Here is a 15,658-nt window from a genome sequence, read left to right on the forward strand (position 1 = left end):
CTCGCTGACAGGCACCGCCCCCATCTCTCTCAACCGCAACTGGCTGCCCCGCCGCTCGCGGCTTGGCGATCGCCGTGGTCGTCGCCGGCAGGTGTGCGGTATGGCGGCGGACGCACCGGCAGCCGGGCTGGCTGGCCCCCTCCGCCGCCACGAAGCTCCGCGACTCCCCCGTCCGCGCCAGCTGGGCGCAATGCGCAGCTTGTGCGACTTCCAGCCGCACCATGAGCAGCTTCAGGCATCCAGTGCGCAAGCGTGCAGGACAGCAGGAGCGTCGAGAGCCGACGCGAGCGCAGCCAGGGCGGCTCCGCCGCCGGCGGCGACTCCAACCTGCTGCGCCCCTACCTCGCCGTCGAAGCCGTGCGCCTCGCCCGCCTCCTGGACCGGCTCATGACCGCAACCGGCGGGCACGAAAAAGGCCACCCTCGACGAGGATGGCCTGCAAATAAGCGCACCGGAACCAGCGGAGCCGGCGCCACCCGGAAGCGGGCGCGGGCGCGGGCGCGGGCGCGGGCGAAACCTACCGACCCTTACGCCGCCAAAGGCCCGTGACCACCGCCAACGCACGCGAGCGCGGCGTCCGCGCGGCCACCTGCGGCGCTCCCACTCGGCGGCGCATGCGGTATGCCAGCTCGAGCACCTCCAAGTCCTCGGGCCGGCGTCTGCCGTGGACGTCCGGGCGGAGCATCAGCTCGCCCACCGTCACCGGCTTGCCACTGGCACGGTTCGCCGTGCGCGCCATCGGGAACCTCCGCGGGCTTGGGACCTGGTGGCGGTGATTCTATGAATCGGATTCGGGTTCGTCACCTTACTGGCCAGTTGTGTCCGGCGTGTCCGCCTAACCGGCCAACCGGCGCGTTAGCCTCTGGGCGTGATCACCACTGGGGGCCTCACCGCGGACGACCGCCCGGCCTGGGAAAACCTCTTCGCCGGCTATAACACGTTCTATGGCCGAACACTCGCGCCCGAGCTGGTGGACCGGGCCTGGCGCGAGTTCGGAAGTGGCGAACGGATGCACGCGCTCGGCGCGCGGCTCGACGGCGAGCTCGTCGGCATCGTGCACTTCTTCACGCACCCGAGCACGACCTCTGCCGACGTCTGCTACCTGCAGGACCTGTTCACCGACACGAAAGCCCGCGGCCGCGGGGCCGGGCGGGCCCTCATCGAAGCCGTCGCCGAGTGGGCACGGGCGCAGGGTTGCGTGCGCGTCTACTGGCACACGCAAACCTCGAACACGACCGCGCGGCGGCTCTACGACCAGGTCGCACTCGACAAGGGGTTCATGCAGTACCAAATCCCCCTCTGAGGTCACCGGCGGTGGCGCCCGCAGCCGTCGTGCCGGCCGTGCGACGACGGCTGGGGCCCGGCCCACCCGCGCCACCACGCCGAAAAGTCCGGGATTTCGTGCCGCACCGGCGCCGCCTTCTTCAAAGAAGGCGCAGCCGAGGCCGGCACCTTCAACAGCTTCTGCGGCTTCACCTTGCCGACGACCTTGACCGCCTTGGCCAGATTCCCCCGGCGGACCGCCGCGGTTCCGGAATTCGAAACGGGCTGCGCGACCGGCGGCGCGACCGCCTCGGAATCACCGCCCACGGGAACGGATTTCGGAGCCGGCGCGGCGGGCGGCACGACGACGTCCGCGGGGAACGGCACCAGCGCGGCGGCCGGCGGTTCCAGCCCGACCGGTGGCCACGACGCACCCGCGCCGCGCTCGACCGGCATCGACACCGCCGTCGCGACGCCGCCCGTCAGCGCCAGCGCGCCGGCGACCACGGACAGCACCCGCAACCGGGCCAACGACCGCAGGGCCTGCGGTTTTTCACGGTGCGTCGGGGGTTCGCGGTGACGACCGTCCGCCGCGGACCGGACCAGCAGCTCGGCGACCGTGACCGCGTCGCCGCGGGGAGCCCTGCGTGCCATCAAACCCTCCACCTGGGCCGACCGGGCGCGGGCATCTGCGTCCGGACGGCCGATCATAGGAATGGTTCACGCCTCTGTAAAGACTCGTTCACCCAGCGCGCCGCCGTCGCGAACCGCGGCGCCAGCAGCAGCGGCCCGATCACTTTCGCCCCGACTGTTCAGCAAACGCTTTCAGCGACGATTCATCCGCGAATGCGGCGCGAATACCGGAAAAGCCGATCCGCGGAACACACCTGGTCGCGACCCGCGATGTCCGACCGGTGCCGGCTGCCAGGCGGGCGACCCCACAGCGACACGCGACGTACCGGAAGCGGGCGAACCGGACATCGCCAAGGCCGCGACCGAGCGTGACACCGGTTCCGCTCCCCACGCCGGCCCGCACGTCCACGGGAGCGCCGGCGGCGGAAGCACCGCGACGCCGCAGGATCCACTCGTCCGGCGGTGTCCCCCGACCGCAAGGCACGACGAGATCGCCCCTCCGGGCACTCTGCGGGGCAGACTCTCCTCAGCACCCCGTTAAGTCCTGGTGAATGTGACAGATTTCCTACGAAGGTTTTGTGCCATCAGGACGAACTTCTCCTCGCCACCCCGATTTCGCTGTGCTATTCGCCAAAGTTTGGTTCCATCGGATAGCTTGCTCCTACCGGTCAGTACCGGTGGGTGAGGCCGATCGGGTGAGGCGATCAGCGAAGATCGAGGGAAGCGGGGACGCACCATGGCGAAGCACCGGCCACGTCGCAAGAGCTCGCGGGCGGTCCGCCGGGCCGCCGCCGCGCTCGCGGGCGGAGCGCTCGTCGTGCTGCCGACGCTGACCACCGGCCTGCCCGCGCCGGTCGTGGTCGCGAACGCCGGGGACGCGCTGCCGGACCAGGCCGCCCCGCTGCAGCAGCCCACCGTCGTCATGCCGCCCGTCGCCGTCGACGGCAGCCTGCCGCAGCCGCCGCTGCCCACCCCGCTGGTCGTGCCCGGCGGGCGCGCGGGCTCCGCGGGCATCTCCGGACCGCTCGGCATCCCGGCGAGCATGCTCAAGGCGTACCAGAACGCCGCCGCGATCCTCGCCAAGGAGCAGCCGAACTGCCACCTGGACTGGGCGCTGATCGCGAGCATCGGCCGGATCGAGTCGAACCACGCGCGCGGCGGGTACGTCAACGCCATCGGCGACACCCTGGAGCCGATCCTCGGCCCGGTGCTCAACGGCGCCGGCGCGTTCGCCGCGATCCCGGACACCGACGGCGGCAAGTACGACGGTGACGCGGTCTGGGACCGCGCGGTCGGCCCGACGCAGTTCATCCCGTCGACGTGGCGCGGCTACGCCTCCGACGGCAACGGCGACGGCGTGTCGAACCCGAACAACATCTACGACGAGGCACTGGCCACCGCGCGCTACCTGTGCTCGGGCGGGCTGGACCTGTCGACGGACGCGGGCCAGCGCCTGGCCGTCCGCCGCTACAACAACTCGCAGTCCTATGTGGACACCGTGATGGCGTGGGCCGCGGCCTACCGCGGCGGTGTCGCCCAGCTGCCCGACAGCGACGTCCCGATCGGCACGCCGAACGCCCCGGACGCGGCCGCCGCGGGTGGCCCGGTCGGCGCGCCCGCCCCGCCGGCGCCGCCGGTGGTGGCCCAGCCGCCGGGTTCGCTCCCGGTCACGACGACGCCGCCGGCCACCACGCCGCCGTCGAGCACCCCGACCACCCCCACCAGCCCGACGAGCAACCCGACGACGCCCACGACGCCGCCGTCCACGACGCCGCCGCCGGAGACGACGCCGACCACGCCGACGACCAGTTCCGCGGCGCCCACCAGCACCGCGGCCGACTCGGAGGAGACGTCCACGGAGTCCACCACGACCAGCCCGACGGGGTGAGCGCGGTGGAGCCGTTCCTGGTGCACATCCGCTGCGACACCGACGGCTACACCCACGCCGTCACCGAGGACGAGTTCGCGGCGGGCCGGCACGACGGGCGGTTCCGCGCGGTGTGCGGGCACGTGGTGCTGGCGGCGCCGATGATCGAGGCACCCGGCCGGTTCGACCCGCTCTGCCGGGACGTCCTGCGCGACGCGCCCGCCGAGCCGTCGGTGCCGCGGCAGGAGCGGCGCCGGTCGAGGTGGCGGGTCCGCCGCTAGCCGACCAGCGCCTCGATCCCGTCGAGCATGCGGTTGAGGCCGAACTCGAAAGCCGCTTCGCCTTGGCCCTTCGCGCTGTCGTCGAAGCCGCCGCCGAGCCAGATGCGGTTCATCGCCGGGTGCGCGTCGACCACGAAGTAGTTCTCCCAGAACGACGAGCGCTGGTGCCACCACGCCTCGGTCGACTGCCCGGTGCTGCGCTCGAGACGGGTGTTCTCCGCGCCCAGTGCCGCGTTCGCGTCGACGTACGTGCCGATCCCGTTGGCCGCCGCGACGGCCTGGCGCGGCGGCAGCCCCAGACCGTCCATTATGGACAGCAGGTACTCCTGGGCCGCCAGCTGACCGGGCCCGAGCGGCGGCCGGACCCGCGAAACCTCGCACAGCCACGGGTGCGTGCGGTACGCCTCGCGCGTCCGCTCCGCGTACAGCGCCACCTGCGCGCGCCAGTCCGGCGGCCGCGGCTCGCCCGGCCCGGGCAGCCGGCGCTCGACGAGCACGTCGTCGACCATCAGGTCCACCAGTTCGGCCTTGCCGGGGACGTACGTGTAGAGCGTCATCGTGCCGGCGCCGAGCTCCTTGGCGACGCGGTGCATCGACGCGGCCGCCAGCCCGTCGGCGTCCGCGACCGCGATCGCCGCGGCGACGATCCGCTCGATCGTCAGCGTCGGGCGGCGGCCCCTGGTCGGTTCGGCCGCGCCGCTGCGGGCGCGCCAGAGCAGCGCGAGCGTCCGGTCCACGTCGTCGGCGCCAGTGCGTTCGGCGGTCATGCGCTCCCCTCGCTCCCCGCCGGTGATCCTACCCGGGCCGCCCGTCCGACCTGGCATTCTGGAGGCATGACCCGACGCAAGCCGCCCAAGGTCTCCTTCCGCTGGTGGGTCGACCGGCAGATCGACGAGGCCCGCGACCGCGGCGCCTTCGACGACCTGCCCGGCACCGGCAAGCCGCTGCCGAAGCCCACCGGCAACGACGCGGCGACCGACTGGGTGCTGCGTCAGGTCCGGGCCGGCGGCCACGACACCAAGGCGCTGCTGCCGCCGGCGCTCGCGCTCAAGCGCGAAGTCCAGGACCTGCCGGGCCGCCTCTCCGCCGAGCGGACCGAGCAGCAGGTGCGTGAGGTCGTCGACGACCTCAACGAGCGGATCCGCCAGGCCTACCTCAACCACCACACGGGGCCGCCGCTCACGGTGGCGCTGGTGGACGTCGAGGAGGCCGTGGCGGACTGGCGGCGCTCACGAGCCGCGTCGTAGCAACGCCCGTTCCGCGGCGGTCCACGCCGTCGTCGTGAGCAGGTAGATCCCGGCCGCCTGCGGCAGGACGAGCGTCGCGAGCACGGTGCCGTACGGCAGCAACCGCATCAGCTTGCCGCCCGGCACGTCGGCGGCGGACTGGGCGGCTTGCCGGTTCTGCCGGACCGAGAACCATGCGACGACCGCCAACCCGGCGGCGATGACGAACACGAGCGGGCTGCCGGCCAGGCCGTGCGCCCCCAGCGGCGTCCCCAAGAGGGTCGCGCCGAGCAGCGAGTTGGGTTCGCCGCCGATGACCGGGGTCGTGAAGAGCCGGTACATGACCGTGAAGAACGGCAACTGCAGCAGCAGCGGCAGGCAGCCGGTGAACAGCGAGGTCCCGGACTCCTGCTGCAGCTTCGTCACCTCCGCGGCGAGCCGGTCGCGGTCGCCTGCGTGCTTCGCTTGCAGTGTCTTGATTTCCGGCAGCAACGCGGCCCGGGCGCGCTCGCCGCGCGCGGCCGACCGGGCGAGCGGGTGCAGCAGGAGCCGCACGCCGAGGGTGAACAGAACGATCGCCAGCGCCGTCGAGAACGGGCCGGTCAACGCGTGGATCAGGTGGTACGCGCCTTCGACGGGCACGTCGAGGAAGCCGAACATGGGCAGCACTCCGCATGAGTGGAAGGGGTGAGGGTGAGCGGAATGGCTGCGTCGAAAAGGTTCCTACGCAGCCGTGCTGCGGGAACCGGGTGCTCGTGGCCTGCTGCGTCCCGGGGCGCCGGGGTCGCGCAGGCGGATCGACTCGGCGCGGCGGGCCCGGCGGCGCAGGGCGGTCGCGCGGCTGCGCACCGGCGCCGACCAGACGGCGAGCTCACCGCGGTGGGTGCTGCCGACCAGCAGCACGACCAGCAGGCTCGCGGCGGCGATGGAGGCGAAGGCGACCAGCGCGGTCGGGCTCGCGACGACCGGGAACGCCAGCTCCAGCAGCGTGTGCACCGTGGTCGTCACCCCCTATCGCCCGGACCCCAGGGTAGCGGAATCGCGACCCCGGCGGTCCGGGGGTAAGAGCCCGACGGGCTGTAATCTGGTTCGATGAGAGGCCAATTCGTCGTCGTGCCGATCCTGGCGCTGATCCTGCTGTTCACCGTGCCTTGGTGGACGCTCGTCCTCGCGCCGGACTGGGGCACGGCGGCCACGGTCGCCGGCACCGCGGTGTTCGCGCTGGGCCTGGTCACCATGCCGGTCGCGATGTTCCGCGGGCACGCGCGGCACCAGGACGCCGCCGCGAAGCTCGGCGACTCGCTGCTGGCCGTGATCTGGGTCCTGTTCAGCTGGTCGGTCCTGAGCCTGGTGCTGCGCGTCGCGCTGCTCGGCGTCGACGACCCGGCGCGCTCGCGGATCGTCGCGGGCGCGACGTTCGTGGTGGCGGCCGGGCTGCTCGTGCACGGCAACCGCGTCGCGATGCGGGTGCCGCCGGTGAAGGCGACCGACGTCGTCATCCCGCGGCTCGGCCCCGGTCTCGACGGCCTGCGCGTCGCCGTCCTGACCGACACCCACTACGGGCCGATCGACCGGACGAAGTGGTCGGAGCAGGTCGTCGCGGCGGTCAACGCGCTCGACGCGGACGTCGTCTGCCACGCGGGCGACCTCGCCGACGGCTCGGTGGCCGAGCGCCGCAAGCAGGTCGACCCGCTCGGCGGCGTCCAGGCCGCGCTCGGCCGGTTCTACATCACCGGCAACCACGAGTACTTCGGCGAGGCCCAGGCCTGGATCGACCACATGGAAGGGCTCGGCTGGGACACGCTGCACAACCGCTCGACGCTCCTGGAGCGCGACGGCGACCGCATCGTGTTCGCCGGCATCGACGACCCGACCGGAGCGGCGTCCGGCCTGCCCGGCCACGGTCCCGACCTGGCCGCGGCGCTGGCCGACCGGCCCGCCGACGTCCCCGTGGTGCTGCTGGCCCACCAGCCCAAGCAGGTGCGCCAGGCCCGCGAGGCCGACGTCGACCTGCAGATCTCCGGGCACACGCACGGCGGGCAGATCTGGCCGTTCCACCTCCTGGTGCGGTTCGACCAGCCGACGCTGTCGGGCTTGACCCGGCACGGGCCGACCCAGCTGTACAACAGCCGGGGCACCGGGTTCTGGGGGCCGCCGTTCCGGGTCTTCGCGCCCAGCGAGATCACGCTCCTCACGCTGCGTTCGGCCTGACCCAAGCGCCCCAAGGCGGCCTTGGTTGCGTCTCGCGCACCCAAGGCGGCCTTCGGTGCGTGAGACGCAACGAAGGCCACATTGGGGCGCTTGGGCGCTTCCGACAACTTTTTTTGTCTTGACAGTTTCGACCGTCGGATGCCACGCTGTCCCGCATGACCACCACGACGCTTCCCTCCAGCACCTTCTCGTCCACTCGCACGCTGCTGACCTGCGGAGTCCTCGCCGGGCCCGTCTTCGTCGTCACCGGCCTCCTCCAGGGCCTGACCCGCGCCGGCTTCGACTTCACGCGGCACCCCGCGAGCCTCCTGTCCAACGGCTCGCTCGGCTTCGTCCAGATCGCGAACTTCCTGGTCACCGGCCTGCTCACGATCGCCGCCGCGGCCGGGATCCGGCGTGTCCTGCCCGGCCGGTGGGGACCGAGACTGCTCACCGTCTACGGGGTCGGCCTGCTGTGCGCGGGCGTGTTCACCGCCGACCCGCAGGACGGCTTCCCGGCCGGCACGCCCGCCGGTCCGCCGTCGGCGATCAGCTGGCACGGCACCCTGCACTTCGCCGCCGGCGGCATCGGTTTCCTCGCCCTGGTCGCGGCCTGCTTCGCGATCGGCTCGCACCTCCCGCCCGCGCGGGCGTGGTACTCGCGGCTCAGCGGGTTGCTGTTCCTCGCGGGCTTCGCGGGCGTAGCGTCCGGGTCGGCGAGCCCGGTCGTCACGCTCGGCTTCTGGGCGGCCGTGGCCGTCGCGTTCACGTGGCTCGCCACGACGTCCACCTACCTGCGGTCGCGAGGAGAGTCCCGATGAGCACGACGGTTTCCGCCGACGGCACGAAGATCGCCTACACCCGCGCCGGAGCCGGCCCCGCGCTCGTCCTGGTCGACGGCGCGATGTGCTACCGCGGCTCGTCCCCGAACGACGCGCTCGCGAAGGAGCTGGCCGCGCACTTCACCGTCTACACCTACGACCGGCGCGGACGCGGCGAGAGCGGCGACACCGGTCCGTACGCGGCCGAGCGCGAGGTCGAGGACATCGCCGCGCTGGTCAAGGAGGCGGGCGGCGAGGTGTTCCTGTTCGGCATCTCCTCGGGCGCGGCACTGGCGCTCGAAGCGGCCCGCAGCCTCCCGGTGACGAAGCTGGCGCTGTACGAACCCCCGTTCGTCGTGGACGACACGCGTCCCCGAGTCCCGGCCGACTACCCGGCCCGGCTCGACGCGGCGCTGGCGGCGGGCAAGCGCGGCACGGCGGTGAAGATGTTCATGACCGAGGGCGTCGGCCTGAGCGGCGCGACGGTGGCGTTGATGCGGATCATGCCGTTCTGGGCGAAGCTCAAGCGCGTGGCCACGACGCTCCCGTACGACACGGTGCTGGTCTTCGAGCACCAGTCCGGCGAGCCCCTCCAGGCGGCGTGGCCGGAGGTGAAGGTCCCGACGCTGACGGTGGACGGCGGCAAGAGCCCGGAGTGGATGCGCAACGGCGTCTCGTCGCTGGCGAAGGTGCTGCCCTCGGCGGAGTACCGGACGCTGCCGGGCCAGACGCACATCGTGAAAGCCGCGGCACTGGCTCCGGTGCTGAAGGAGTTCTACCTGCGCTAGCCGCCCTCGTCACAACTCCCTTGCCCGGTCGATCACCGACCGGGCAGGGTGCAGACGTGCCCACCCGCGCCCTGGTCTTCGACTTCGACGGGACCCTCGCCGACACCGAGTCCGCCGTGCTGCAGTCCTGGCGGGAGCTCTTCCTCGACCACGGCGTCGAGCTGCCCATGGAAGCCTGGTACGCCGTCATCGGCACCCAGCACACCACGCCGGCCATGTTCGCCCTGCTCGCCGAGCGCGTCCCCGGCATCGATCCCGAGGCGCTGCGGCCGAAGACGAAAGCCCGTGTCTTCGAACTCCTCGACGAGCTCGGCCCGCGCGAAGGCGTCCTGACCTACCTCGAAGACGCCCGCCAAAGGGGGCTCAGGATGGCCGTCGCCTCCAGTTCGTCCGGGGCCTGGGTGAACCCGCACCTGGAACGGCTCGGCATCGCGCCCTACTTCGACGCCGTCCTCACCGGGGACCGCCACCAGGCGAAGCCCGACCCGGACCTCTACCTCGCCGCCCTCGACGCGCTCCACGCGCGAGCGGGCGAGACCATCGCCTTCGAGGACACGCCCCACGGCGTCACCTCCGCCAAGGCCGCCGGGCTGACCTGCGTCGCCGTGCCGAACGCCATCACCGAAAGCCTCGACTTCGGCCAGGCCGACGTCGTGCTGCCGTCCTTCACCGCGAAGCCCCTCGAGGCCCTACTCGCCCACTAGCGCCAGCAGCCGGTCCAGGAACGGCAGCTGCCCCTTCAAGAGCTTCTCGCGCGCGACCTCGAGCGAGAACCACTCGACGCGATCCATCTCCGGGAACTCCTGCTGACGGCCCGAGCGCGGCGGCCACTCCATGCTGAACGTCCCCGGCACGACCGACGCCGGATCGAGGTCCGCCTCGACCGCCCACGCCGTGACGACCTTGCCGCCCGACTGCTTCACCTCGCCGAGCGGGACGTACTCGCCCGAAGGCGCGGGCAACCCGAGCTCCTCCGTGAACTCGCGCCGCGCGGCTGCCTCCGGCTCCTCGTCCGGGTCCAGCTCACCCTTGGGCAGCGACCACGCTGCCGCGTCCTTCTTCGCCCAGAACGGCCCGCCCATGTGCCCGAGCAGCACTTCGACGTCCTCGCCCCGCCCGCGGTGGAGCAGGAGCCCGGCACTGCGTTTGCCCGCCATCGCCACAGTCAACCGCATCCCGCCACCGGCCGGCCGAACAGGACTCCGGCGTTCGCCGTGCGGGGCCGGCGAGCCAGGACGTCGTAGGCGGCCCAGATGCTGACCTGCGTGGCGGTGAGCACCGGACGACCGGCGGCTTCGTCGAGCCGGTCGGCGATGGTGGCGGTGTGCAGGGCGGTCTCGGGCAGGACCACGGCCTGGGCCTCGTCGTGCCGGGCCGACCGGACCAGCGCTTCGATCCGGTCGCCGGTCCACCCGGCGAGCTCGCGGTCGGAGGGCGCGTCGGCGTCGACGCGGCCGACGGTGGCCGCGCCGGCCTCGGCCAGCCGCCGGACGAAGTGCTCACTGGCCGAGGGGTGGTAGACCGAGGCCAGCGCCACCCTGGTCAGCCCGAGCCGCCTGACTGCGTGCTGGAACGCCGAAGTCGTGCTGACGGTGGGCCGCCCGGTCAGCCGCCGCAGGGTCCGGAGCTGGTGGCCGACGCCGTGCTCGCCGTGCAGGAAACTGGCGCTGGTCACGGCGAAGATCACCGCGTCGAATCCGTCCAGGGCGGGGATCACCCGCTCGAGGTGGGCGTCCGAGCCCAGCTCGCGGACCGCGGCGTAGGTCTGCTCGGTGCCGAGCGCGGACAGGTCGCCGACGCCGTCCGGCCAGGGGAAGTGGACCGGGACGACCTCGGCCGGCGGGTCGCAGCGCGCGGCGAGGTCGACGAAGTCGTCCTCGGCGGCGTCCGGCGTGGGGTAGAGCAGGGCCAAACGGATCATCCTCGCGGGTACCCACGCGGCCCGAAAAAACTTTCGCGGGGTTGTCGATCCGGGGAGAAGCCACTCGACGCGTAGGCAGAAGGCAAGGAAGAACCCAGGGAAGGAACCCCCATGACCACCACCATCGCCCGCGACACCCAGACCCGCGCCGCCGCCAAGACCACCCCGGTCACCGGCATCGTCGTCGGCGCCAGCCGGGTCGTGATCTCGTTCCTCTTCGGCTTCCACGGCCTGCAGGGATTCGGCTTCTTCGGTGGCATCGACGGCCAGGGCGGCGGCGTCCCGTTCGGCTCGTTCCCCGGCTGGTGGGGCAGCCTGCTCGAGCTCGTGGGCGCGGTGCTGCTGTTCGCCGGGCTCGCCAGCAGGCCGGCCGCGATCCTGCTCTCGGGCGTGATGGCCTACGCCTACTTCACCGTGCACGCCCCGATGGGCCTGCTGCCGCTGCAGAACATGGGCGAGCCCGCCGCGGTCTACGCGTGGGTCTTCCTGCTGTTCGCCGCGATCGGCCCGGGCCGCTTCGCCGTCGACAACCTGATCAAGCGCCGCCGCTGAAGCACCCCGAGCGCGGTCCGGTCAGTAGCCGCCCTGGGCGGCTGCCAGGTCGGACCGCGCCATCACGTGTTCCATCAGGCTGGTCAGGACCTGCTTCGTCGACTCCCGCTCACGCGCGTCGCACAGCAGCAGCGGGACGTCCATGCCGACGTCGAGCGCCTGCCGGACCTCCTCGGTGCCGTAGCGGTACGCGCCGTCGAAGCAGTTCACGCCGACGACGAACGGCAGGTTGCGCCGCTCGAAGAAGTCCACCGCGGCGAAGCAGCTGTCCAGCCGGCGGGTGTCGGCCAGCACGACGGCGCCGAGCGCGCCCTCCGCCAGCTCGTCCCACATGAACCAGAACCGGTCCTGCCCCGGCGTGCCGAACAGGTACAGGATCAGGTCCGGGTTGATCGTGATGCGGCCGAAGTCGAGCGCGACCGTCGTGGTGGTCTTCTGCTCGATCCCCGAGAGGTCGTCGACGCCCTCGGACGCGGTCGTGATGACCTCTTCGGTGCGCAGCGGCGGCACTTCGCTCACCGAGCCGACCATCGTGGTCTTGCCGACCCCGAACCCGCCGGCGATGAGTACCTTGACCGCGGTCGCGGTCAGGTTCCGCCGGGGGTCAGAGTTTCCGGATGCCATCAAGGACCGCCTGCAATACGTGTCGGTTGGGGGTTTCCTGGACCGGTGCCGCGGTGCGGAACAGCACCAGGTTCTGCTCGATGAGGTCGCTGAGCATCACCTTGACCACCGGCAGCGGCAGGTCGACGCGGGCGGCGACCTCCGCCACCGAGACCGGCCGCTGGCACAGGGCGATGATCCGCGCGTACTCCGGTTCGAGCATGCCCGCTTCGTGCGCCGTCCGCAGCGCGACCACGAGCGTGATGAGGTCGAGCCCGAGCGTGTCCGACCGGGTGCGGCCGCCCGTGACCGCGTACGACCGGACCAAGGGGCCGGCCTCGTCGTCGAACCAGGCTTCGTGCCGTCCGCTCATGGCGACGTGGGCAGGACGCCGGCGCCGGTCCGCGGAGCCGAAGTGAGCACCTGGCCGACCCGCTTCACCATCAGGTTCATCTCGTACGCGACGAGACCCATGTCCGCGTCTTCGCGGGCCAGGAGCGCGAGGCAAGCGCCCCGGCCGGCCGCCGTCACGAACAGGAAAGCGTGGTCCATCTCGACCATCGTCTGACGGACGTTGCCGCCGCCGAAGTGCCGTCCGGTCCCGCGGGCCAGGCTCTGGAACGCGGAGGCGACCGCCGAAAGGTGCTCGGCGTCCTCCTCGGAGAGGTTCCCCGACCGCCCGATGAGCAGGCCGTCCGAGGACAGGACCACCGCGCGGTCCGCCCCGGCTACCCGCTTGACGAGGTCGTCCAGCAGCCAGTCGAGCTCACTGACGTTGGCCATTAGTCGCGCTCTCCGTACCTGTCGTCGTTCTCAGCCGGTTGTTCTTCGTCACGGGCCCGGCGGGTGCCCTGCTGGAAGGCGGACAGCCTGCTGCGGGCGGCTTCCGGCGAGTCCAGCCTGACCTCTTCGCGTTCCTGTGCGGGCCTATCCTCCCGCAGCTGGGGCACGAGGTTCTGCTGACGTCGCCGTTGCGGCAGCGGCGGGCGGCCGGGTGCCTCCGGGCGGCGCGGCTGCGAGGGCCGGCCTTCGGACACCGCGGGCCGCGGCTCCGACGGCGGCCACACCGGCGGCTGCGCGGCCGGGCGGGCCGGGCGCGACGTCCGGGCGGGCGGCGAGGCCGGGCGCACCGGCGCGACCGCGGGCTGCGCCTGCGTCGGCTGGCTGACCGGCTCGGACACGGACCCGGACCCGACCGGGACCGGCGTCGGCGCGGACGGCGGCTGCACCGGGGCCGGCGGCGCGACGGGCACGACCGGCTCGGGCTGGGTCACCGGGGCCGGCGGCTCGGTGCGGTGCCGGGCCGGGCGGCGGACCGGCCGGCGCAGCGGCGCGACCTCGTCGTTGCCCTGCTCCGGCTCGGCCGGGTTCGGCACGAGCTCCGGCTTCGGCGGGGTGATCGGCTGCTCCGGCTCGGACTCCGCCAGGGGAGCCAGCAGGTCGGTGCGCACCAGCACGATGGCCCGGGTGCCGCCGTAGGCCGACTCGCGCAGGTGCACCTGGATGCCGTGGCGGGCGGCCAGCCGCGCGACCACGAACAGGCCCAGGCGCGGCTCGTCGGACAGCGCCATGATCCCGAAGTCCGGCGGGTTGGCCAGCATCGAGTTGATCTCTTCGGTCTGGTCCGGCTCGAGCCCGAGGCCCTGGTCCTCGACCTCGATCACGACGCCCTTGCCGACCACGTTGCCGCGGACCTCGACCCGCGACTGCGGCGGCGAGAACGACGTCGCGTTGTCGATCAGCTCGGCGAGCAGGTGCACGAGGTCGCCGACGACCGGGCCGCGGATGGCGATCTGCGGCAGCGCGGCCGTCTTCACCCGGGCGAAGTCCTCGGTCTCGGCGGACGCGCCGCGGACCAGCTCGGCCAGCCCGACCGGGTTGCGCCACTGCCGGCCCGGCTGCCCGCCGCCGAGGATGATCAGGTTCTCGGCGTTGCGGCGGGCGCGGGTGGAGAGGTGGTCGAGCTGGAACAGCGTGTCCAGCTGCTCCGGGTCCTCCTGCTTGCGCTCGGCCTGGTCGAGCACCTTGAGCTGGCGGTGCACGATGACCTGGCTGCGGTGGGCGATGTTGAGGAACACCGTCTTGGTGCCCTCCTTGATCTTCGCCTCGTCGATGGCGGCCGCGATGGCGGTCTGCTGCGCCTTGTTGAACGCGTCGGCGACCTGGCCGATCTCGTCGGTGCCGTGGTCGAGGAAGTGCCCGCCCTCTTCGAGGTCGACGGGCTCACCGGCCTGGACCCGGGCGACCAGCTCGGGCAGCCGGACCTCGGCCGCGTCGAGGGTGTCCTCGCGCAGCCGGTGCAGGCGGCCGATGAGCCGGTTCGACAGCCGGACGGCGACGAACACCACGAAGACCGCGAACAGGACCGCGATCACGCCGGCGATCAGCGATTCGGTGAACGTCGAGTCGGCGTCGTCGATGGCGGCCGCGCTCGCGTTCGAGCTCTGCGCCACGAAGATGCCCATCAGGGCGTCGCCGACCTGGCGGGCGGCGGTGCGCCACTGGTCCTGCGCCACCGGCAGCTTCGACAGGTCACCGCGCAGGAAAGCGGTTTCGACCTGGGTGACCGTCTGCCACGGCTGGCTGGCCAGCAGCTGGTCGTACTTCGCCTTGACCTCGGGGATCATCTTCGGCGCCGACGCGTCGAGCTGCGCGTGGTAGGCACCGACCTGGCCGACGTAGGTGCGGAACTCGTCGTTGCCGAGGCCGCCGGCGGCCAGCCCGGCCGCGGCGAGCGCGTCACTGCGCTGCATCTGGTCCGCCGCGGTGAACATCGGGATGGCGGTCAGCCGGTCGAACGCGTTCTGCGCGCCGCGGGCGTTCTGCGCCAGCCCGGCGACACCGTCGGTGAACTGGTCGATGATCTTGTTGTAGTAGCCGAACGCCTGCAGCATCTGCATCTGGCCGCCGTCGACCGCCTGGCGCGTCTGCGGCAGCTGCTGGAAGAGCCCGAAGAACGTGGCGATGTTCTTCTGGACGCTCGGCGGCGTCCCGTCGTAGTCGGCGAAGTTGTCGCGGAGGTTCTCGATCTCCTTCGCGGCGGTCGCGTCGACCTTCGGCCGGATCGCCGCGAGCACGGCACGCTGGTTGCCCTGGCCGGCCAGCAGGCTCAGCGTCGCCTGGCGCTCCTGCTGGAGCGCGGCGAAGAACGGGATCGCCGGGGCTTCCGAGTTCCGGATCTTGGTCGTGTAGTCGCGCGCGGTGACCGCGTCGTAGATGAGGTAGCCCGCGAGGGCCACGCCGACGAGCAGCAGGGCCACACTGGGGATGAGCGCGATCGTGAGCACGCGCTTCCGAATCGAGGATCCCCGGTTGCGTCGAAGAGAAATCTGCTTCACCTGGGTCCGTTTTCCTTCCGGCAGTACATGGTTTCGGGTCGCCCGAGGCGGTCAACACCCGGATTCCGACCAGCCGGATCAACATCACCGTGGTCTGCTTCGCCCGCGACGACGTTAGGCAGCCCTCCAGGGCGCGTCAAGTCCGTGGCGAGAACGTGATCTTGAAACGGTGACC

The 15,658-nt window shown here is 72.2% G+C and carries 19 protein-coding genes; 9 read left to right on the forward strand and 10 right to left on the reverse strand.

Going from position 1 to position 15,658, the window contains the following annotated elements; all coding sequences use genetic code 11:
• Positions 1–868 precede the first annotated feature (868 nt).
• Positions 869–1,303, forward strand: a complete 435-nt coding sequence (locus ACIQWX_RS32580) for a GNAT family N-acetyltransferase (RefSeq protein WP_400879272.1) — start codon at positions 869–871, stop codon at positions 1,301–1,303.
• 2 nt (positions 1,304–1,305) lie between these two features.
• Here ACIQWX_RS32580 and ACIQWX_RS32585 read toward each other — a convergent pair whose 3' ends face one another.
• Positions 1,306–1,917, reverse strand: a complete 612-nt coding sequence (locus ACIQWX_RS32585) for a hypothetical protein (protein ID WP_400879275.1) — start codon at positions 1,915–1,917, stop codon at positions 1,306–1,308.
• Positions 1,918–2,632: 715 nt separating this feature from the next.
• Between ACIQWX_RS32585 and ACIQWX_RS32590 the strand changes: the two genes are divergently transcribed.
• Positions 2,633–3,784 (forward strand): lytic transglycosylase domain-containing protein, encoded by a 1,152-nt coding sequence (locus ACIQWX_RS32590; protein ID WP_400879277.1) that lies wholly within the window; start codon positions 2,633–2,635, stop codon positions 3,782–3,784.
• Between the two features lie 5 nt (positions 3,785–3,789).
• A complete protein-coding gene (locus ACIQWX_RS32595; protein ID WP_400879279.1) occupies positions 3,790–4,044 on the forward strand; it encodes a hypothetical protein in 255 nt (84 codons plus the stop codon).
• On the opposite strand, the gene ACIQWX_RS32600 is transcribed toward ACIQWX_RS32595, so the two are convergent.
• The gene (locus tag ACIQWX_RS32600) at positions 4,041–4,811 is read right to left on the reverse strand and encodes a TetR/AcrR family transcriptional regulator (RefSeq protein WP_400879281.1); all 771 of its coding nucleotides are present in this window, start codon (positions 4,809–4,811) and stop codon (positions 4,041–4,043) included. The genes ACIQWX_RS32595 and ACIQWX_RS32600 overlap by 4 nt on opposite strands.
• Positions 4,812–4,877: 66 nt before the next feature.
• Between ACIQWX_RS32600 and ACIQWX_RS32605 the strand changes: the two genes are divergently transcribed.
• Complete coding sequence (locus ACIQWX_RS32605) at positions 4,878–5,291, forward strand: DUF1992 domain-containing protein (protein WP_400879284.1); 414 nt, start codon at positions 4,878–4,880, stop codon at positions 5,289–5,291.
• Here ACIQWX_RS32605 and yidC read toward each other — a convergent pair.
• Positions 5,274–5,930: a membrane protein insertase YidC gene (yidC, locus tag ACIQWX_RS32610; protein WP_400879286.1), complete on the reverse strand. Its 657-nt coding sequence runs from the start codon at positions 5,928–5,930 to the stop codon at positions 5,274–5,276. The two genes, ACIQWX_RS32605 and yidC, sit on opposite strands and share 18 nt — an antisense overlap.
• 63 nt (positions 5,931–5,993) lie before the next feature.
• Entirely contained in the window at positions 5,994–6,278 is a 285-nt protein-coding gene (locus ACIQWX_RS32615; RefSeq protein WP_400879289.1) for a DUF6412 domain-containing protein, read from the reverse strand.
• 84 nt (positions 6,279–6,362) lie between these two features.
• Between ACIQWX_RS32615 and ACIQWX_RS32620 the strand changes: the two genes are divergently transcribed.
• The 4 genes from ACIQWX_RS32620 (at position 6,363) to ACIQWX_RS32635 (ending at position 9,773) form a co-directional block, all read left to right on the forward strand.
• Complete coding sequence (locus ACIQWX_RS32620; RefSeq protein WP_400879291.1) at positions 6,363–7,481, forward strand: metallophosphoesterase; 1,119 nt, start codon at positions 6,363–6,365, stop codon at positions 7,479–7,481.
• 155 nt (positions 7,482–7,636) lie between these two features.
• Positions 7,637–8,281, forward strand: a complete 645-nt coding sequence (locus tag ACIQWX_RS32625; RefSeq protein ID WP_400879294.1) for a DUF998 domain-containing protein — start codon at positions 7,637–7,639, stop codon at positions 8,279–8,281.
• A complete protein-coding gene (locus ACIQWX_RS32630) occupies positions 8,278–9,069 on the forward strand; it encodes an alpha/beta fold hydrolase (RefSeq protein WP_400879297.1) in 792 nt (263 codons plus the stop codon). Before ACIQWX_RS32625 ends, ACIQWX_RS32630 begins: the two co-directional genes overlap by 4 nt.
• A 56-nt stretch (positions 9,070–9,125) precedes the next feature.
• Positions 9,126–9,773, forward strand: a complete 648-nt coding sequence (locus ACIQWX_RS32635; protein WP_400879300.1) for an HAD family hydrolase — start codon at positions 9,126–9,128, stop codon at positions 9,771–9,773.
• Here ACIQWX_RS32635 and ACIQWX_RS32640 read toward each other — a convergent pair.
• Together ACIQWX_RS32640 and ACIQWX_RS32645 are read right to left on the reverse strand one after the other, a co-directional pair.
• Entirely contained in the window at positions 9,759–10,226 is a 468-nt protein-coding gene (locus ACIQWX_RS32640) for an NUDIX domain-containing protein (RefSeq protein ID WP_400879815.1), read from the reverse strand. The genes ACIQWX_RS32635 and ACIQWX_RS32640 overlap by 15 nt on opposite strands.
• A gap of 8 nt (positions 10,227–10,234) precedes the next feature.
• Complete coding sequence (locus tag ACIQWX_RS32645; protein WP_400879303.1) at positions 10,235–10,990, reverse strand: decarboxylase; 756 nt, start codon at positions 10,988–10,990, stop codon at positions 10,235–10,237.
• Positions 10,991–11,101: 111 nt separating this feature from the next.
• Between ACIQWX_RS32645 and ACIQWX_RS32650 the strand changes: the two genes are divergently transcribed.
• Positions 11,102–11,542, forward strand: coding sequence for a DoxX family protein (locus ACIQWX_RS32650; protein WP_400879306.1), 441 nt, complete (start codon positions 11,102–11,104; stop codon positions 11,540–11,542).
• A 21-nt stretch (positions 11,543–11,563) separates the two neighbouring features.
• On the opposite strand, the gene ACIQWX_RS32655 is transcribed toward ACIQWX_RS32650, so the two are convergent.
• The 4 genes from ACIQWX_RS32655 to ACIQWX_RS32670 are packed head-to-tail and all read right to left on the reverse strand — an operon-like array spanning position 11,564 to position 15,432.
• On the reverse strand, positions 11,564–12,166 hold the full coding sequence (locus ACIQWX_RS32655) for an ATP/GTP-binding protein (protein WP_086674902.1): 603 nt from the start codon (positions 12,164–12,166) through the stop codon (positions 11,564–11,566).
• On the reverse strand, positions 12,147–12,518 hold the full coding sequence (locus ACIQWX_RS32660; protein ID WP_072476759.1) for a DUF742 domain-containing protein: 372 nt from the start codon (positions 12,516–12,518) through the stop codon (positions 12,147–12,149). Before ACIQWX_RS32660 ends, ACIQWX_RS32655 begins: the two co-directional genes overlap by 20 nt.
• Entirely contained in the window at positions 12,515–12,928 is a 414-nt protein-coding gene (locus ACIQWX_RS32665; RefSeq protein ID WP_372664208.1) for a roadblock/LC7 domain-containing protein, read from the reverse strand. The genes ACIQWX_RS32660 and ACIQWX_RS32665 overlap by 4 nt, the downstream gene beginning before the upstream one ends.
• Positions 12,928–15,432 (reverse strand): nitrate- and nitrite sensing domain-containing protein, encoded by a 2,505-nt coding sequence (locus tag ACIQWX_RS32670; RefSeq protein ID WP_400879311.1) that lies wholly within the window; start codon positions 15,430–15,432, stop codon positions 12,928–12,930. The genes ACIQWX_RS32665 and ACIQWX_RS32670 overlap by 1 nt, the downstream gene beginning before the upstream one ends.
• Positions 15,433–15,658 lie beyond the last annotated feature (226 nt).

It is taken from the genome of Amycolatopsis sp. NPDC098790, from assembly GCF_044759945.1.
Classification (GTDB): domain Bacteria; phylum Actinomycetota; class Actinomycetes; order Mycobacteriales; family Pseudonocardiaceae; genus Amycolatopsis.

What these genes read in the sequence shown, in the direction of transcription:
- ACIQWX_RS32640 (WP_400879815.1), bottom strand. Translation starts at nt 10,226, where the DNA reads ATGGCGGGCAAACGCAGTGCCGGGCTCCTGCTCCACCGCGGGCGGGGC.
- ACIQWX_RS32630 (WP_400879297.1), top strand. Translation starts at nt 8,278, where the DNA reads ATGAGCACGACGGTTTCCGCCGACGGCACGAAGATCGCCTACACCCGC.
- ACIQWX_RS32605 (WP_400879284.1), top strand. Translation starts at nt 4,878, where the DNA reads ATGACCCGACGCAAGCCGCCCAAGGTCTCCTTCCGCTGGTGGGTCGAC.
- ACIQWX_RS32645 (WP_400879303.1), bottom strand. Translation starts at nt 10,990, where the DNA reads ATGATCCGTTTGGCCCTGCTCTACCCCACGCCGGACGCCGCCGAGGAC.
- ACIQWX_RS32660 (WP_072476759.1), bottom strand. Translation starts at nt 12,518, where the DNA reads ATGAGCGGACGGCACGAAGCCTGGTTCGACGACGAGGCCGGCCCCTTG.
- ACIQWX_RS32620 (WP_400879291.1), top strand. Translation starts at nt 6,363, where the DNA reads ATGAGAGGCCAATTCGTCGTCGTGCCGATCCTGGCGCTGATCCTGCTG.
- ACIQWX_RS32585 (WP_400879275.1), bottom strand. Translation starts at nt 1,917, where the DNA reads ATGGCACGCAGGGCTCCCCGCGGCGACGCGGTCACGGTCGCCGAGCTG.
- ACIQWX_RS32665 (WP_372664208.1), bottom strand. Translation starts at nt 12,928, where the DNA reads ATGGCCAACGTCAGTGAGCTCGACTGGCTGCTGGACGACCTCGTCAAG.
- ACIQWX_RS32600 (WP_400879281.1), bottom strand. Translation starts at nt 4,811, where the DNA reads ATGACCGCCGAACGCACTGGCGCCGACGACGTGGACCGGACGCTCGCG.
- ACIQWX_RS32590 (WP_400879277.1), top strand. Translation starts at nt 2,633, where the DNA reads ATGGCGAAGCACCGGCCACGTCGCAAGAGCTCGCGGGCGGTCCGCCGG.
- ACIQWX_RS32625 (WP_400879294.1), top strand. Translation starts at nt 7,637, where the DNA reads ATGACCACCACGACGCTTCCCTCCAGCACCTTCTCGTCCACTCGCACG.
- yidC (WP_400879286.1), bottom strand. Translation starts at nt 5,930, where the DNA reads ATGTTCGGCTTCCTCGACGTGCCCGTCGAAGGCGCGTACCACCTGATC.
- ACIQWX_RS32655 (WP_086674902.1), bottom strand. Translation starts at nt 12,166, where the DNA reads ATGGCATCCGGAAACTCTGACCCCCGGCGGAACCTGACCGCGACCGCG.
- ACIQWX_RS32650 (WP_400879306.1), top strand. Translation starts at nt 11,102, where the DNA reads ATGACCACCACCATCGCCCGCGACACCCAGACCCGCGCCGCCGCCAAG.